We start from the raw sequence: 16,802 nt of genomic DNA, 5'->3' as shown, positions 1-16,802 counted from the left end.
GGCTTGGGTCACAATCAAACTCCGGCGGGTGGGGGTTATCGCGCCATCCAGGCGTTAAAGCGCTCTTCCAGTTGCTCGCGGTAATCCGCCCAAAAGGCCGAATCACTCGCCAGTTGTAATTTGAGGTTATCGGCATCACTGGGCAAATTTTTACGTAGATTTTCATCCAGTTGCGGCAAAGTCAAGCTGTTGACAGGACCATAGGGCAGGGTCTCGGCAAAGGCTTTTTGCTGCGGCTGCTGTAGCGAGAAGGCAATAAAATCAATCGCCTGCTCAAGGTTTTTGGAGCCTTTGGGCACGACAAAAGCGTCGATGTCGTAAATGCCGCCGTTCCAGACGATATTGAGGTTATTCGGCTGCGGTACGCTGGTAATGCGTGCGTTAAAGGCGCTGCTCATGACCACGTCACCGGCGGCAAGAAACTGCGGCGGCTGTGCACCGACGCTATGCCACTGGATTTGTGATTTGATGCTGTCGAGTTTGGCAAAAGCGCGGTCTTGGCCTTGGTGAGTAGCTAGCAGCTCGTAGACCTGATCGAGCGGCACGCCGTCACCCAACAGGGCAATTTCCAGACTGTATTTGGCACTTTTATACAGCGAGCGCTTGCCGGGGAATTTTTCTAAATCGAAGAAATCCGCCCAGCCAGTGGGCGCACTTTTAACCAGCGCGCGGTTGTAGGCGAGTACGGTAGACCAGACAAAAATGCCCGCGCCGCACGGGTGCAAAATACCTTCTAACAGTTCGTCGCCCAGTGCTTGCAGGGCGGGGGCGTCGCCTATGGGTTCGAGCATTCCTTCTTCACAACCGCGCGTCATATCGGAAACTTCCATCTCCACCACGTCCCAGGAGACGCTGTTGGTATCGACCATGACTTTGACTTTGGACAATTCTGCCGCGTAGTCACCGGCAATGATTTTTGCGCCGGTTTTGGCTTCCCAGGGCTTGTACCAGACTTTGGTTTGCGTGTCTTTCATCGCGCCGCCGACAGAAACCACGGTGATGTCGGCAAGTGCGGCGCTGCTAAGGCTTACGGCGAACAGAGCCGCGAGCAGGGTTTGCGGAGCGGGGGAGCGGGAAATAAAAGCTTTGTTCATCTTGGGTAATCCTTTGGTGTTGTTGATTTTGGCGGCTTTATTGTGTGCGGGTCGGTATCCACCATTCTTCACCACGAACGGTGGTGATGTATTCCGGCCAGCGGAAATCGTGGGGCGCTTTAAAGTCTTTGGGCAAAAGCGGCGCTTGCCACTTGCTGCCGCCAATGCCGCCGCCGGTGCGCTCGATAAATTCATCCTTGATGGCTTTTAGTTTTTGGGCTTCGCAAAACAGTTCAACCAAGGTCGCGCCAATGGTTTTAGCGGCGGTTTGAATCATCGGGTCGATACAGCAGGCAATGCCGCCCAAAGCCACCGATACCCAATCGGGGTAGGTGTAACCTTTAGGGGCGCTTAGCATCGGGCGGGCGATGAGCAGGCGCACGGTGGGGCAGTGCCAGGTGTATTCCGGGTAGTCGTCGCTGGTTAAATACTTTTGCCAGGCGGGCATTTGCAGACGTAATTGCCGTTCGCATTCTTGCGGGCTAATCAGTTCTTCGGTGGCGGGAAGAAAGGGTTTTTCCATTGGCTCAAGCGATAGGTTTTGTTGGATTTGCTGAGCAATATTGATGGCCCGAGCGCCCCACTCGGGTGCGCCGACCGCGGCCAGGTTGTCATAGCAAAGTTGCGCCAGTGCATGATTGGGCAAGCCTCCACGGGATTTGCAGACCCAGGTTTTTTCCCACTTGCAGCCGGTTGCAAGCGCGGCGGCTTTGGCGTTGTTGTCCATCACGGCGCAGATGGTTTCGGCCTGTTCGATGGAGTCACAGCGCAGCAGGTATTGGATTTGTGAAACATGCGGCGGCAGGTTGTCGGCAGTCGCTTGTCCGGCCGTTAATATTGCCTCGTTAAAGCTCCAAAGGCCGGTAAAGGGCAGGGTGGAGCGGCGCAGACTTTCATTGAGCGTATAAAAATGCACCAGCGCATCGTTGGCACCTGGCGCGCGCGCGGCCAGGTGGTTTTGCGGGATGGGGCTGAATTTATCGGCGGCGATCCAGTCTTCGGGTTTTTCGCAAGTAAAGCTGTAGATATAGGCGTAGGCAATGCCGCAGTGGGTATCCCAAACCGTGGTGTTGTTCATCGGCAACATATAGGTCGGGTGAAAGCTGATCGCCGCGTCAATATCGTCGTAATAGCCTTTGGCGGCGTGTACCGGTTTGGATGCACGCAGTTTTTCCGCCGGTTCGCCAAAGAATTTAAGCCGTCCTTTAAGGCCAAATTTCTGCATGGCCGCTTTGGCGGCGAGCAGTCCGCCCAGTGCGCTGATGCCGAGCGCCGAATGCGGGTCGGTATGGCCAGGCGCGTAGGGGGATAAGCCTTCGCGTGGCATTTTTTGGGTGGTCGCCGCCTGGCAGTTGCCGGGCACGGCATCGTATTCGGCGTAGCTGGCAAGGGTCGGACCTTGGCCGTTTTCAAAGATTGCGCAAAAAGCGGTCGGCATGCCGCCGCTGCCTTCTTCGACGGTAAAGCCTTCACGGCGCAAAAGCTCGACATACCAAGCAGAGGATTTGTATTCGCGAAATGCAGGTTCGGCGTAGTGCCAGATTTTTTGGTGCCAGTCGGAAAGCCTTTGTTGGTTTTGCTCAACCCACTGTTTGGCAAAGGCTTTGATGGGTTCGGTGTTACTCATCAGTCATCCTTGTTGTTTTAAACGCTTAGAAAATCGGCAGCAGAAAGCTCAATCACTTGCGGTTCTTGGCTGTCTTGCAGGCCTTTTAAGAGGCCGGCAAGTTCATCCAGATTGCGCGCGCGTTGCCAAGGCACTTGGTAGGCCGCCGCGAGCGCGGAAAAATCCGGCGTGTGAATGTCTACCCCCAAAAGCGGGATATCGCGGGCGGCCATATAGTCGCGGATTTCGCCGTAGCAGCGGTTGTTCCAAATCAACAGGAGGATGCCGATGCCCGCTTCCTTGGCAGAAATCAACTCGCTGCTGGTGAACTGCAAACCGCCGTCACCGGCTAATACAACCACCGGGCAATGGGCTTTGCCGAGTTTTGCGCCGATGCCCGCAGGCAGCGCGTAGCCCAATGTGCCAAAGCCGGTACTGGCGTTAAACCAAGTAGCGGGCGCGGGGGCGCGGTAGCCCAGCGTGCCTTGGTAGACCGGTTGGGTGGAGTCGCCGACGATAATCGGCGCGCTCAAGCTGTCACGCACGCAATCGAGCACTTGCTGCATGGCGGCGCCGCGTTTGGTCCAGCTTGTGCGCTCTTGTTGGTTGACCGCTTTAACGGCGTTTTCGCCCCAATCCTTTGACTTGGGCTGCGCCGGTAACGCGGTCAATAGCGCTTCAATGCCGGCTTTGGCATCGCCTAACAGGCAAACTTCGGCGCGTTGGATGGAGAGCAATTGCAGCGGGTCAATATCAAGGCGTATTAGCGGCGCTTTAAAGCTAATCGGCCCGAGTGCAAAAAAGTCATAATCGGTCTCGCCCAATTCGGTACCAATGGCTAAAACGGCATCGGCTTGGTTAATCAATTCGCGGCCATGCCCAGACGACTGCACGCCGTCGAGCAACAAAGGATGCTCTGGCGGCAGCAGGCCGCGGGCATTGGTGGTCAGCGCGACCGGCGCTTGCAGTTGTTCGGCCAGTCGCTTGAGCGCTTTTGCGGCCTGTTTGGCACCACCGCCGGCCAAAATCAGTGGTTTTTGGGCTTTGCCGAGAAGGACAGCGGCCTGCTCCAATGGCTTTGCTGCCGGAACGCTCGGCAGCGGCAGCGGGCGCGGCGATAAATCCAATCCACTTACCGACATTTCCAGCACATCCAGCGGAATTTCGATATGTACCGGACGCGGGCGGGCGCAGCTAAACAGGGCAAAGGCGCGGGCGAACACTTCCGGCAGTTCGTCCACCCGTTGCAAGCTATGGCTAAAGGCGCAGACCCCGGAAATGGTCGCGCGTTGGTCGGGCATTTCGTGCAGATAGCCATGACCTAAGCGTTGGTGCTCGCGCCTTGAAGTGGTGGAAATCACCAGCATCGGGATGGAGTCGGCATAAGCCTGCCCCATTGCGGTCAAGATATTGGTCATGCCGGGGCCGGTGATAATAAAACACACACCGGGTTTGCCCGAGGCTCGTGCGTAGCCATCGGCCATAAAGCCTGCACCTTGTTCGTGTCTTGGGCTGACGTGGCGCAACTGGCTGTCTGCCAGCGCGCGGTAGAGCTCCACCGTGTGCACGCCAGGAATACCAAAGACGCAATCTACGCCATAGCCTTCGAGCAGGCGAACCAAGGCTTGTGCGCAGGAATGGGCAGGCTGGCTCATCGGGATACCTCTTAACTTGAGTTATTGGTTGGGTAGGGTTGTTTTATTGGCTCGCAGTATCGTTGAAAAATAAAAATCAGCAAGGCAATTATTTTGCTTGTATTGTTGAGAAAATTTTAACGATGAGCGCCGCTAATGCCTGCTTATTTGCCTTCCACCACTGCGCTGCGCGCACTTGATGCAATTACCCGTTTGGGCAGCGTCGCTGCGGCGGCGACTGAGCTTAATTTGACGCGCGGCGCAGTCAGCCATCAAATCCGCACACTCGAACAGTGCGTAGGCTTTGCCCTGACCGAACGCGACGGGCGCGGTATTTCCCTAACCCAAGAAGGCAGGCAATACGCGCACGAGGTGCAAAACCTATTGGGGCGATTGCGCGAAGCGGCGCAGCGCTGCCAGAACAAGCCACTCGCCGGGCGCTTGACGGTAAGCTGCAACCCGGGTTTTGCCGCTTATTGGCTCTGTCATCATATTGGCGATTTTGTCCGCCAATATCCCGAAGTTCAGCTTCATTTGATTGCGCCGCGCGAAATCGGCGATACCAGCCATGCCGAGGCCGACCTGTTTATTGCCTTTGGCATTGGCGACTGGCCGGGGCAGTGGGTACAAAAATTGGTGAGTCTAAGTTTATTTCCGGTCTGTAGCCCGCGTCTGCTCAACCAGTATGGTGGCCTGCAATCGGTGCACGAACTGGGCAAAGTGCCGCTTTTGCATATGAACGACCATACCGACTGGCGCGTTTGGCTGGCGAGCGCCGCCGCCTGCGAGGTCGATGCGCAAAGCGGCCTTTTGTTTACCGATGCCAGTTGGGCGCAATCGGCCTGCATTGCCGCGCAAGGCGTGTGCATCGGCGATAACCTGATCTCCAGCACCGCACTGCAAAGCGGCCTTTTGGTGCGTCCCTTTATGCTCACGATCGACTCGCCGCGCAGCTACTGGCTGGTCGCGCATCCCCACAAAGCCGAGCGCCCGCTGGTGCAGGCGTTTTGCAGTTGGCTTAAGGGTAAGCTGGCTTAGCTTAAGCGGTTGATTTACCTTCCCCCACAAGCGGGAGAGCGTGCAATTGACAGCAAAATCCAGCACCATAAGTGCCTTTTTAAATCGACTTTTCTTATGCAGCAGCAGATTGAACAAGCCTTGGCGGCGCTTTCGCCGGTATTTTTTGAGGTGACGGATGAAAGCCATCAACACAGTCGCGGCCAGCAGACGCATTTTAAAGCGGTCGTGGTGAGCCAGCAGTTCGGCGGGCTTAATCCGGTTAAACGCCATCAAAAGGTCTACGCCTGTTTGGGCGATTTAATGCAGTGCTTTCATGCGCTGGCGCTGCACACCTATACGCCTGAAGAATGGCAACAGCGTGAAATTGCGCCGAATTCGCCGCGCTGCTTGGGCGGCTCGCAATTTGATTGAAGTAAAGCGGTGAGTAATCCATGAGCATTGAAACGAGCGAAAGCAACATCCTTCATCACGACCGTCACGGCCAGTATTCGCAGGCGGTGACGATAGAAGACATCCGGCAAAATATCGCCGATGTGCAAAAACGCATTGAGGCGGCTTGTAAGCGATCCGGGCGGGATCCGGCCAGTGTGCGCCTGTTGCCGGTGAGTAAAACCAAGCCTGAAGCCGTGCTGCGTCTGGCCTATGCGGCAGGTTGCAGGTGGCTCGGGGAAAACAAAGTGCAGGAGGCGCAGCAAAAGTCTGAAGGCTTGGCCGATTTGGCCGATTTAAAGTGGTCGGTCATCGGTCATCTGCAAACCAACAAGGCGAAAATAGTGGCGCGTTTTGCCAGCGAGTTTCAGGCGCTGGACAGCCTTCGCGTCGCTGCCGCGCTCAATAAGCATCTGCAGGCTGAAGGGCGCACGCTTAAGGTATTGGTGCAGGTCAATACCTCCGGCGAGGCTAGCAAGTATGGTTTGCAGCCGGAGGAAGTGGCGGATTTTATCCAAGAACTGCCGCAGTTTCCGGCACTGCGCGTGCGCGGATTGATGACGCTGGCGCTGTTTTCCAGCGAAATAGAGCGGGTTCGCCAGTGTTTTGTAGTGCTGCGTGAATTGCGCGAACGATTACGCGGCAACTTGCCCGCTTGCGTGTCGCTGGATGAGCTGTCGATGGGCATGTCCGGCGATTTTGAGGTTGCCATTGAAGAAGGCGCGACCATTGTCCGCATCGGTCAGGCCATTTTTGGTGCACGGGCTTTGCCCGATAGTCATTACTGGCCTTCAACCCATTGAAATTTAAGAGTGTTTATGCAAGACAAAGCTATTATCGTCGCCGCCCTCTATCAGTTTGTCCGTCTTAATGACTACCGCGAACTACGCGAACCGCTGCTGCGTTTTTTGTTGGATAACGGCATTAAAGGCACGTTACTGCTCGCTTTGGAGGGGATTAATGGCACGGTTTCCGGCAGCCGCACGGCTATCGATAATCTGCGCGGCTGGTTTGCCAGGGACGGGCGCTTTAACGTCCTGGAATACAAAGAAGCCTGCCACGACGAACAACCGTTTTTCCGCACCAAGGTGAAATTAAAAAAGGAAATCGTCACGCTGGGCGTTGCCGGTGTTGACCCCAATCAGCAAGTCGGCACCTATGTCGAGCCGCAAGACTGGAACGCGCTGATTGGCGACCCGGACGTGCTGCTGATTGATACGCGCAACGACTATGAAGTTGCCATCGGCAGCTTTAACGGTGCGATTAACCCCAAAACGCAAACCTTTAGGGAGTTTCCTGCTTGGGTAAAAGCCAATGCCGACCCCAAAAGGCATAAAAAAGTCGCCATGTTTTGCACCGGCGGCATTCGCTGCGAAAAAGCCTCCAGCTATATGCTGCATCAGGGTTTTAGCGAGGTGTTTCACCTAAAAGGCGGCATTTTGAACTATCTGGAAAAAATCCCCGAACAGCAAAGCACCTGGCAGGGCGATTGCTTTGTGTTTGACCAGCGCGTTAGCGTGCGTCACAACCTTGAGCCAGGCGACTACAGCCAATGCCACGCCTGCCGTCATCCGCTGTCGGCAGCAGATAGAGCCTCGCCAGACTATGAAGAAGGTATTAGCTGCCCGCATTGCTGGGACAGTCTTTCTGATAAGACCCGTGAAAGCGCCCGCGAACGTCAGCGCCAAGTGGAACTGGCTCGATTGCACAATCGCCCTTGCCCGATCGGCCAGCCGCAGTAATCTCACAAGTAATCCATCATGAACCCCAATAACCCCACCCGCTTGATTTACCTGATGGATCCCATGTGCTCTTGGTGCTGGGGGTTTGCGCCGGTTTTTGCAGCGCTCGCCAAACAGGCGCAAGCGGCGGATATACCGGTTTATCTGGTCGCCGGTGGTTTACGTGCCGGGCAGCAAGAGCCTATCGATAGCAAGATGCGCGATTACATCTTGGGTCACTGGAAAGAAGTGCAAAAACGCAGCGGCCAACCCTTTAACTTTGGCGGCGCACTTAGGGAAGGCTTTGTCTACGACACAGAGCCTGCCTGCCGCGCACTGATCTGCGCAAAAACACTCGATAACGCCCGCACCTTAGCTTTTGTTTTGCGTATGCAGCAGGCGTTTTATGTCGAAGGCCGCGATATTGTTAAGCCGCAAGTGTTGGTGGAACTTGCCGAAGAAGTCGGCTTTAAGCGCAGTAGCTTTGCCAAAAGTTACGATAGTGACAAAACCGAACAGGCGCTGCTCGCCGATTTTACTTTTGCGCAGAACTTGGGCATCTCTGGTTTCCCCACGGTGCTGGCCGAACGCGCGGGCAGCCTGGCTTTGTTGACCAACGGCTTTGCACCGCTTGAAGCACTCGCCCCGCTACTGTCGCGCTGGCTTACTCATGCCGCAAACGCAGGCTAACCGGCTGAGCTGGGCGCATATTCGGCTGCTGGCTTTACGTCACCGTAAGGCATTACTGGTTGCCAATCTGATTGCAATACTGGCGACCCTGTGCAGCGTACCCATTCCGCTACTGATGCCGCTGTTGGTCGATGAAGTCATCTTGCAGCAGGGGGATAGCGTATTAAGCCTGATGAACCGCCTGCTGCCCGTCGCGTGGCAAACGGCGGTGGCCTATGTGCTGCTGATGCTGCTGCTTGCGCTGCTGCTGCGTGGCGCTTCGCTTATCCTGAACGTGGTGCAGGCCAAGTTGTTTGCACGGCTGTCCAAGGACATGGTTTATCGCATCAGGCTGCGCCTGCTGGCGCGGCTTGAACGCATGGCACTGGCCGAATACGAAAGTCTGGGCAGCGGCACGGTGACGGCGCATCTGGTCACTGACCTTGACACTATTGATAAATTCGTAGGCGAAACGCTTTCCAAATTTTTGGTTGCGCTGTTAAGCCTGCTTGGCTGCGCCGCCATTTTGTTGTGGATGCACTGGCAACTGGCGCTACTGATTTTGCTGTTTAACCCGCTGGTAGTGTTTGCCACGGTCAAACTGGGTAAAAGGGTTAAGCATCTGAAAAAGCTCGAAAACGACAGTACTGGACGCTTTACCCAAGCACTCGCCGAAACGCTCGATGCCATGAGCGAAATCCGCGCCAGTAACCGCCAGGGTTTTTTCTTTGCAAGGCTTGCTACGCGCGCCGAAGAGGTGCGCGATTTTGCCGCCCGCTCGCTATGGAAAACCGATGCAGCGACCCGTGCCAGTGGTTTGTTGTTTCAGTTTGGTATCGATGCCTTTCGCGCCGCAGCGATTTTAACCGTACTGTTTTCAGACCTTTCCATCGGCCAGATGCTCGCGGTTTTTAGCTACCTGTGGTTTATGGCCATGCCGGTGGAGCAGTTGCTCGGTCTGCAATACGCCTTTTATGCCGCAGGTGGCGCGTTAAAGCGCATTAACCAACTGCTGGCTCGCGCCGATGAACCGCAGTTTGCCGCCCGCCAAGACCCGTTTGACGGGCGGCAGACAGTGGCCATTGAGGTCAAGGATTTAACCTTCGCCTACCGTGATGAGCCGGTGTTAAAGCACTTTAACCTCAAGATTGAAAGTGGCGAAAAAGTCGCGCTGGTCGGTGCCAGCGGTGGCGGCAAAAGTACCTTGATACAGCTTTTGCTCGGCCTGTACCAAGCGCAGACGGGCAGTATCTGCTTTGGCGGCGCAGCGATTGAAGACATCGGCCTTGAGCGGCTGCGCGAACAGGTTGCCGTGGTTTTGCAGCATCCGGCGCTATTTAACGACAGCATCCGCGCCAATCTCAGCCTGGGTCGCCCCTGTACTGATGAGGACTGCTGGCAGGCGCTTGAGATTGCACAACTGGCTGATTTTGTACAACGGCTGCCAGAAGGTTTGGACAGCCGTATCGGCATTTCTGGCGTTCGCTTATCCGGCGGACAGCGGCAAAGACTTGCCATTGCGCGGATGATTTTGGCAAAACCCAAAGTCGTGATTTTGGATGAGGCGACTTCCGCGCTGGACGCACAAACCGAATACGCTCTGCATCAGGCGTTAAGCGCTTTCTTAAAAGGACGAACCACCTTGATAGTGGCGCACCGCTTATCGGCGGTAAAACAGGCAGACCGTGTATTGGTCTTTGATGGCGGGCAAATTGCAGAAGAAGGCCAGCATCAGCAATTGATTAAACAAGATGGGTTGTACGCGAAGTTATACGGGCAGTTGCAACATTAAATTGCAACCGCCCTTTTTTGCCTGCTTGCGGGAGAGGGCAAAAAATACAGTGATTAACCGCCGAGCAGTTGACCCAGTTTCATTGCCAGTGACATATCGCCTTCAGTGCGCAGCTTGCCGCTCATAAAGGCCGTCATGCCGTCGGTTTCACCGTTAATCATTTCTTGCAAAGTGCCCATATCAGTAATAAAGGTCACACCTGCATCCGGGTTTGCGCCTTCCTTAAGGCTGTAATCGCCGTCTTTAACGGTCAGATTAAGCACCTTGCCATCAACATCAAATTGAAAAATCGCATCCAAATCAGTCGGTACTTTTCCTTCAAAACGGTCTTGCAGGGTTTTGATGATATTCGCTAAGTCACTCATAAGATTTACCTTTGTTAATAGTCAATTACCAATACCTATGTCGATAAGCGGATTCTGCAAGTTCTCCGCCAGCCTTGCACTGTACAAGGCTAGCAGATAATGGCTCATGTGCAGGAGGCTGACAAGGGGCAAAGAGCTTGCTGCTGAAACAGCAACAGCGTTCTTGGCTTGTTCCTGCGTGTTAGGGCTGTTCCCGTTTGAAACGGGAACAGCCCCTAGTTATGCTGGCGCACTTTGCCTTGGGCTTTAAATAAAAGGGGATGTTTGTGGCGTTTTTACTGGATTACGCGGGATTTTTGCTGCGTGTGGTGACTTTGGTCGCAGCTTTTATAGTGGTCTTGTCGGCCATTGCCATGCTGCGCAAAAAAGGGCGCGAACGCAGCGGGCATTTGGAGGTGCACAAGGTCAACGAGTTTTATGAAGACCTGCAAGGCTTTATGGAAGAAATGGTGCTTGAGCCAGACCGGCTAAAAGAGCAGCGCAAAGCCAAGGCCAAGGCCGAAAAGGACGAAAAAAAACAAGCGCAAAAAGCCAAAAAGAAAAAATCCGAAGACAATTCGGCAGAGGAGACCAAGCCGCGCGTGTTTATTCTGGATTTTGACGGCGATATTGCCGCTTCAGCGACCAGTCGCCTGCGCCATGAAATTACCGCGCTGCTGAGTCTTGCAACGCCAAGGGACGAAGTATTGGTTCGTCTGGAAAGCCCGGGCGGGCTGGTCAGTAACTACGGCCTTGCCGCCTCGCAGCTTGCGCGTATCCGCAAGGCAAAGGTGCCGCTAATTATTTGTATCGACAAAGTCGCGGCCAGCGGCGGTTATATGATGGCCTGTGTCGGAAGCAAAATTATCAGCGCCCCGTTTGCCATGATTGGCTCGATTGGCGTAGTGGCGCAGGTGCCCAATTTCCATAGGCTACTTAAGAAAAACTCGGTGGATTTTGAAGTATTAACCGCCGGTGAATACAAACGCACCTTGACCGTATTTGGTGAAAATACCGATAAAGGCCGCGAAAAGTTCCAGCAGGATTTGGACGATACCCACAAACTGTTTAAAGACTTTGTATCGACCAATCGCCCGCAACTGAATATTGACCAAATCGCCACCGGCGAGGTGTGGTTGGGGCAAGCGGCTTTGGATAAGCAACTGGTTGATGAGCTTTTAACCAGTGATGAATATCTGGCAGAAAAAGCCAAAACGGCTGATTTATTCGCCCTGCATTATGTACAAAAAAAACGCCTGCAAGAGCGTTTGGGTCTGGCCACCGCCGGGGTATTTGACCGCGTGCTGCAAAGCTGGGCGGGTAAACTGATCAATCAACGGTTTTGGTAAATAACATGCCCCAATTTAATGCGCTGTGGATCAGCAAAAACGATACAGGCGGTTTTACTCGGCAAATTATTAAGCGCAGTACTGAGGATTTACCGAAAGGCGAGTTATTAATTCGTGTGAACTATTCCTCGCTTAACTATAAAGATGCACTGTCGGCCAGTGGCCATGCCGGAGTAACCAAACAGTACCCGCATACGCCTGGCATTGATGCGGCGGGAGTGGTTGAGCGCTCGCAAGTTAAGGAGTTTGCCGAAGGTGATGAAGTGATAGTCACTGGCTACGGCCTTGGCATGAATAGCGCAGGTGGCTTTGCGCAGTTTATTCGTATTCCGGCAAGTTGGGCGGTTAAGCGTCCGCCGGGATTAACCTTGCGCCAATGCATGTGCCTGGGTACGGCCGGATTAACCGCCGCGCTTTGCCTGGATAAATTGCAACAAGCGGGCGTTAAGCCCGAAAGCGGCGCGGTGCTGGTAACAGGCGCAAGCGGCGGGGTGGGCAGTATTGCCGTGGCTTTGCTGGCCGCACAGGGTTATCAGGTGACGGCTGTCACCGCTAAAAGCGCTCAAGAGGGCTTCTTGAAAAGTTTGGGCGCGAGGCAAATCCTGCCGCGCAGCGCCTTGCAGGAAGGCACCGATAAGCCGCTGCTAAAAGAACAATGGGCGGGCGCGGTGGACTGCGTGGGCGGCGACATGCTGTTTAACCTGATTAAATCGCTGCGCTACGGTGGCAGTGTGGCCTGCTGCGGCTTAACCGCGGGTGTTGCCTTTAATGCCACGGTGCTGCCGTTTATTTTGCGCGGGGTGAACTTGCTGGGAGTGGATTCAGTCGAGCAGCCGCTTGCCTACAAATCCGCCATTTGGCAGCGTTTGGCAGGGCAGTGGCGATTACCCCATCTCGATCAGCAGGTACGCGAAGTCGGTTTAACCGAACTGTCTTGCGAAATCGACAAAATCCTCGCCGCTCAGCAAGTCGGGCGGGTGCTGGTGCGGTTGGATTAAAAAGGCTTGCCCATGCTGCATATCCAAGGTCTTGAGGTTAAGCGCGGCGATTTTTGTATTGAACTGCCCGCGCTTGACTTGGCACCCGGCGAAGTCCGCGCGATTGTGGGCGAAAGCGGCTGCGGCAAAAGTACCTTGCTGGAAGTGCTGGGGCTGATTTTGCAGCCGCAGAAGTTGCAGCGTTTTTCCCTGAACGGATGGGATATTGCCCGCCTGCTCAGCGATGAGCGAGGGCTTTGCGCCATCCGTGCGCGTTATTTGGGGTTTGTGCTGCAAAGCGGGGCGCTCTTGCCGTTTTTAACGGTGCGGCAAAATATCGAACTGCCGTGCCGCCTGCTGCAATCTTCGCCAGAGCGCAGCGTTATCCGCGAAACCCTAGCGCAACTAAAACTGACCCCTTTGCTTGATAAACATCCCGCCCAGCTTTCCATCGGTGAGCGCCAGCGCGTGGCGTTTGTCCGTGCCATTGCCCATCAACCCAAACTGCTGCTCGCCGATGAACCGACCGCCGCGCTTGATCCGCCGCAGTCAAAAGCGCTGTTTGAACGGATGATGGCGCTATCAAAGCAGCTCGCTATTGCCACACTGGTGGTTAGCCATGATTGGGCGCTGGTCGAACACTGCGGCCTTCGCGCCTTGCGCGGGCAGACGGATAAAAAGCGGACGGTATTTATCGATGCCCACTAAGGTTCCCGCCCATCCAAGGCTCTTGGCGATGCTGGCCGTGGCCGATTTATGGCATGACCGCAAGGTTTCTTTTTGCGTGGTCGCATCCTTGGTCGCGGTGATTGCGCCGCTGCTTTTATTGTTTGGGCTGAAATACGGCGTGGTTTCGCAGCTCAATGATGAATTGCTCAGCGACCCGCGCAATCTCGAATTGCGCCCAAGCGGCAATCACAACCTGCCGCTTGACTGGTTTGCACGCTGGCAGGCCATGCCCGAGGTTGCCTTTGTGATGCCGCTCACCCGTTCGCTCAATAGCGAGGCCAGTTTGCTTAAGGACAACCTACATTTTTTGGCCGATGTCGAACTGATCCCAAGCGGCGCGGGAGACCCGTTGTTATCCGGCCTTACGCCACCGTGCGCGGGCGAGCTGCTGCTTTCGGCCAGCGCCGCGAGCCGTTTACAGGTACAAACTGGCGATAAGCTAAGGCTCGTTGTGCAGCGCCAGTACCAAGGACAACACCAGCGCGGGCAGACTGAGGTTAAGGTCGCTGGTATTTTGCCCGCCAGCGCTTTTGGCCGTCCGGCGGCTTTATTGACGCTGGATTTGCTGGTCGCCACGGAAGATTTTCGTGACGGCTTTGCCGCGCCGCTACTTGGCATCAATCAGGGCGAAATGGCACCGCCGCGCACCCACTACGCACGGGCAAGGCTCTATGCCAAAGCCTTGCCGCAGGTCGCAGAACTGGCCGAAAGGCTCGCGGCTGAGCATATCGACAGTCAAATGCGCGGCGCTGAAATTGAATCGGTACAGGCGATTAGCCGCGTGCTGGGGCTGATTTTTGCGGTGATTGGTGCGGCGGCGGTGCTGGGCGCGGTGGCGGCATTAGGCGGCGCGTTGCTCGCCAGTATCGAGCGCAAACGGCGCGAATGGGCCTTGCTGCGGCTGATGGGCTTTGATCGGTGCGCCATTGCCGCGCTGGTGGTGATACAAGCCACGTTGCTTGCGCTGCTTGCTTTTGCGTTGGCCTTGCCTTTGTATGCCTTTGGCAGTGCGGTATTTAACAGCGCCTTGGGCGCAAATCTTGATCAATCAGGCTTTGTTTGCCGCCTGACGGCGCAGCACCTGCTGCTGGCTTTGGCCTGCACCTTGCTGCTGTCGGCACTGGTGGCGGTAATGGGAGGATGGCGTGCAACACGGATTGAAGCGGCAGAAAGTCTGCGCAGCGGTTTTTAGTCTTTTACTGAGCAGTGTTACCCAGGCCGCTTGGGAGGAAAAATACTACAACCCCAAACCCTTGCAAGACGATGTGCTGCTGCCCATGCCCTGTGGTGGGCAAATGGCCTTTCGCAAGGTCTCGATACCCTTGGCGAAGCCGCTCGATGACTATCCGCTGACATTGGGTCAAGACGGCGATAGCTGGGGCTATCTGGAACAGGCCAGAGCCGAACATATTGCTGGCAGCTTTACCACCGATAAGCCCAAACCTTCGCGCTATTACCTGCTCGCCAAATACGAATTGACCGAATTGCAGTATCAGTCGCTGATCAGCAGCGAATGCCCCAAGCCTGCCAACAAGCTGCGTCTGCCGCAGACCGGTTTAAGTTGGTTCGAGGCGATGGCTTTTAGCGACCGTTACAACCTATGGCTGCGCAAAAACGCCAAAAACAAGCTGCCGGTCGAAGACGGCGCATTGGGCTTTGTCCGTCTGCCAACGGAAGCCGAATGGGAATTTGCCGCGCGCGGTGGGCTGGCGGTCTCCGAGGCCGAGTTCCGCGACCTGTTGTTTCCCATGCCAGAAGGCTTAAATGCTTATGCTTGGTTTGCCGGCGCGCAGTCGGCCAACGGCAAGCTGCAATTAAGCGGCTTGCTTAAAGCCAATCCGTTGGGATTGCACGACATGCTGGGCAATGTCGATGAGATGCTGTTTGAGCCGTTTCGGCTAATCAAACCCGGCCGCCAGCATGGGCAGGCGGGCGGTTATATCCTGCGCGGTGGCAATTATTTAACGCCGCAAAGCGGGCTGCGCAGCGCACTGCGCCAAGAACAGCCTTATTACATGGATGACGCTGAGCAGAGGATTAAAACCAGTGGCGTGCGGCTGGCTTTGGTCTCGCCGGTATTGACCTCGCGCGAGCGCATCAAACAGGTTGAGCAGGACTGGCAAGCATTGGGTACGGATAAAGTCGCCGCCTATGACCCGCTTAAAGACATCAGCCGCATTGCCGATAAGGTCGAAGACAAGGCACTCAAGCTGCAACTGGAAACGCTACGGCGCGATCTACGCGCAAGCGCCCAAGCCAGGGACGAGCAGCGTGACCAGGCCATTCGCTCGCAGCTACAACTGGGTGCGTTCCTCTGCACCAAGCTTAAAGATGACGGGTTGTTTCTCGATACCCTGCAAAGCAATTACCAGCGCAGTTGTGAGGGGCAGGGGGCAGACGAGACGCGCTGCGCCGCGCGTAAAAAACAATTGGACGGGCATGCCGAAGTGCTCGAATTTGTCCTTAATTATTACGCCGACAGCCTGGTCGGCAGTGCGCTTAATTACCCAAAAGAACAAATGGCCGCGCAACTTTCTGTCACCGAACAACAGATGCAAGGCCGCAGCAAAAACAATCTGCAAAAATATTTACAGGTACACTGGAAAAACTTAAAAAGCTATCTGGAAAATGGCCGAGTGGCGCGCAGTGGCTGGCTTAACTCGTGCAAATCCATTTAAGGAGCAATGCCATGAAACAATCGTTCTTCTTTTATTGGCTTTGTCTGGCACTGCTTTCGGGCTGCCAAAGCACCGCAGACAATGGCGTTGACCCGCGCCTTAGCGGTAGTCATTCGGCGCAGTTTTTCAGCAAGTCCGGCCTGCAAGCTTGCGGAGCCGGGGCGCTTGCGGGCGCGCTCGCCTGCCAGCTTGGTAATCCTGGCGACAAGACGCGCTGCATGCTCGCCGCCGCAGCGGTGGGCTGCGGCGTAGGCATGGGCGCGAACTACTATCTGGACCATCAACGCGCCCAATACGCCAACACCGAAGAGCGTTTGGACGCGGCGATTGCCGATGTGCGCAAGGATAATCAACAGTTGCAATCACTGACCGCCACCGCCCGCCAGGTGATTAACGACGACCGCCAAAAAATCAAAAAAATCAAGGAGGACATTGCGAAAAACCAAGTACAGCGCGAGCAGGCGCAGCAACAGTTGGCGCAAATTGATGCCAACACCGCCTATTTAAAAAAGACCTTGGCCGAGGTTAAAAGCCGCGAGCAAGAATGGCAAAAAATCGCCGCCGCCGAACAGCAAACCAGCGGCACCCGCATCGACCTGCTCAACGCCGAAATCAGCCGCATGCAGCAGCAAAGAAGCCAGCTGGAAAGCGAAATCGACCAACTCTACACACAAAGAAGCGCCATTCAGTTGGGCTAAAAGCCACCCTCTTCTCTCCCGCAAGCGGGAGAGGGGTATTACCCTCCGCCTTCGTCACGTTT

Annotated in this window: 16 protein-coding genes; 12 read left to right on the top strand and 4 right to left on the bottom strand. The window is 55.4% G+C overall.

What is annotated here, in order from left to right; genetic code table 11:
• Positions 1 to 35 precede the first annotated feature (35 nt).
• From AXE65_RS11180 to AXE65_RS11170, 3 genes are read right to left on the bottom strand one after another with little or no spacing between them, the layout of a single operon-like run.
• The gene (locus AXE65_RS11180; protein WP_079214146.1) at positions 36 to 1,094 is read right to left on the bottom strand and encodes an ABC transporter substrate-binding protein; all 1,059 of its coding nucleotides are present in this window, start codon (positions 1,092 to 1,094) and stop codon (positions 36 to 38) included.
• Between the two features lie 37 nt (positions 1,095 to 1,131).
• The gene (locus AXE65_RS11175; RefSeq protein ID WP_068392315.1) at positions 1,132 to 2,721 is read right to left on the bottom strand and encodes a zinc-binding metallopeptidase family protein; all 1,590 of its coding nucleotides are present in this window, start codon (positions 2,719 to 2,721) and stop codon (positions 1,132 to 1,134) included.
• A gap of 17 nt (positions 2,722 to 2,738) precedes the next feature.
• Entirely contained in the window at positions 2,739 to 4,355 is a 1,617-nt protein-coding gene (locus AXE65_RS11170; RefSeq protein WP_068392311.1) for a 5-guanidino-2-oxopentanoate decarboxylase, read from the bottom strand.
• Positions 4,356 to 4,490: 135 nt separating this feature from the next.
• Between AXE65_RS11170 and AXE65_RS11165 the strand changes: the two genes are divergently transcribed.
• The 6 genes from AXE65_RS11165 to AXE65_RS11140 all read left to right on the top strand — a co-directional run bounded on the left by AXE65_RS11165 (position 4,491) and on the right by AXE65_RS11140 (position 9,965).
• The gene (locus tag AXE65_RS11165) at positions 4,491 to 5,372 is read left to right on the top strand and encodes a LysR substrate-binding domain-containing protein (RefSeq protein ID WP_068392308.1); all 882 of its coding nucleotides are present in this window, start codon (positions 4,491 to 4,493) and stop codon (positions 5,370 to 5,372) included.
• Positions 5,373 to 5,468: 96 nt separating this feature from the next.
• Positions 5,469 to 5,765, top strand: coding sequence for a BolA family protein (locus AXE65_RS11160; RefSeq protein ID WP_068392379.1), 297 nt, complete (start codon positions 5,469 to 5,471; stop codon positions 5,763 to 5,765).
• 20 nt (positions 5,766 to 5,785) lie between these two features.
• Positions 5,786 to 6,586: a YggS family pyridoxal phosphate-dependent enzyme gene (locus AXE65_RS11155; RefSeq protein ID WP_068392304.1), complete on the top strand. Its 801-nt coding sequence runs from the start codon at positions 5,786 to 5,788 to the stop codon at positions 6,584 to 6,586.
• A gap of 15 nt (positions 6,587 to 6,601) precedes the next feature.
• Positions 6,602 to 7,525, top strand: coding sequence for an oxygen-dependent tRNA uridine(34) hydroxylase TrhO (gene trhO / locus AXE65_RS11150; protein WP_068392302.1), 924 nt, complete (start codon positions 6,602 to 6,604; stop codon positions 7,523 to 7,525).
• 18 nt (positions 7,526 to 7,543) lie between these two features.
• Positions 7,544 to 8,194, top strand: coding sequence for a DsbA family protein (locus AXE65_RS11145; RefSeq protein WP_068392300.1), 651 nt, complete (start codon positions 7,544 to 7,546; stop codon positions 8,192 to 8,194).
• Positions 8,175 to 9,965 carry an ABC transporter ATP-binding protein gene (locus tag AXE65_RS11140; RefSeq protein WP_068392298.1) on the top strand — a complete coding sequence of 597 codons (1,791 nt, stop codon included), beginning with the start codon at positions 8,175 to 8,177 and terminating at the stop codon, positions 9,963 to 9,965. The genes AXE65_RS11145 and AXE65_RS11140 overlap by 20 nt, the downstream gene beginning before the upstream one ends.
• Positions 9,966 to 10,018: 53 nt before the next feature.
• On the opposite strand, the gene AXE65_RS11135 is transcribed toward AXE65_RS11140, so the two are convergent.
• Complete coding sequence (locus AXE65_RS11135; RefSeq protein ID WP_068392291.1) at positions 10,019 to 10,330, bottom strand: SCP2 sterol-binding domain-containing protein; 312 nt, start codon at positions 10,328 to 10,330, stop codon at positions 10,019 to 10,021.
• Between the two features lie 266 nt (positions 10,331 to 10,596).
• On the opposite strand from AXE65_RS11135, the gene sohB reads away from it, so the two are divergent.
• The 6 genes from sohB to AXE65_RS11105 are packed head-to-tail and all read left to right on the top strand — an operon-like array spanning position 10,597 to position 16,740.
• A complete protein-coding gene (sohB, locus tag AXE65_RS11130) occupies positions 10,597 to 11,658 on the top strand; it encodes a protease SohB (protein WP_068392377.1) in 1,062 nt (353 codons plus the stop codon).
• Between the two features lie 5 nt (positions 11,659 to 11,663).
• A complete protein-coding gene (locus AXE65_RS11125) occupies positions 11,664 to 12,656 on the top strand; it encodes a YhdH/YhfP family quinone oxidoreductase (protein ID WP_068392374.1) in 993 nt (330 codons plus the stop codon).
• A 12-nt stretch (positions 12,657 to 12,668) separates the two neighbouring features.
• Complete coding sequence (locus AXE65_RS11120) at positions 12,669 to 13,343, top strand: ABC transporter ATP-binding protein (RefSeq protein WP_068392287.1); 675 nt, start codon at positions 12,669 to 12,671, stop codon at positions 13,341 to 13,343.
• Positions 13,333 to 14,556, top strand: a complete 1,224-nt coding sequence (locus tag AXE65_RS11115; RefSeq protein WP_068392282.1) for an FtsX-like permease family protein — start codon at positions 13,333 to 13,335, stop codon at positions 14,554 to 14,556. Before AXE65_RS11120 ends, AXE65_RS11115 begins: the two co-directional genes overlap by 11 nt.
• On the top strand, positions 14,510 to 16,042 hold the full coding sequence (locus tag AXE65_RS11110) for a formylglycine-generating enzyme family protein (RefSeq protein ID WP_439144690.1): 1,533 nt from the start codon (positions 14,510 to 14,512) through the stop codon (positions 16,040 to 16,042). The genes AXE65_RS11115 and AXE65_RS11110 overlap by 47 nt, the downstream gene beginning before the upstream one ends.
• 11 nt (positions 16,043 to 16,053) lie before the next feature.
• Positions 16,054 to 16,740: a hypothetical protein gene (locus AXE65_RS11105; protein ID WP_068392281.1), complete on the top strand. Its 687-nt coding sequence runs from the start codon at positions 16,054 to 16,056 to the stop codon at positions 16,738 to 16,740.
• Positions 16,741 to 16,802: the final 62 nt, after the last annotated feature.

It is taken from the genome of Ventosimonas gracilis (genome assembly GCF_001580025.1).
In the GTDB taxonomy this organism is placed as follows: Bacteria; Pseudomonadota; Gammaproteobacteria; order Pseudomonadales; family Pseudomonadaceae; genus Ventosimonas; species Ventosimonas gracilis.
This window is presented reverse-complemented; position numbering and strand designations above follow the sequence as displayed.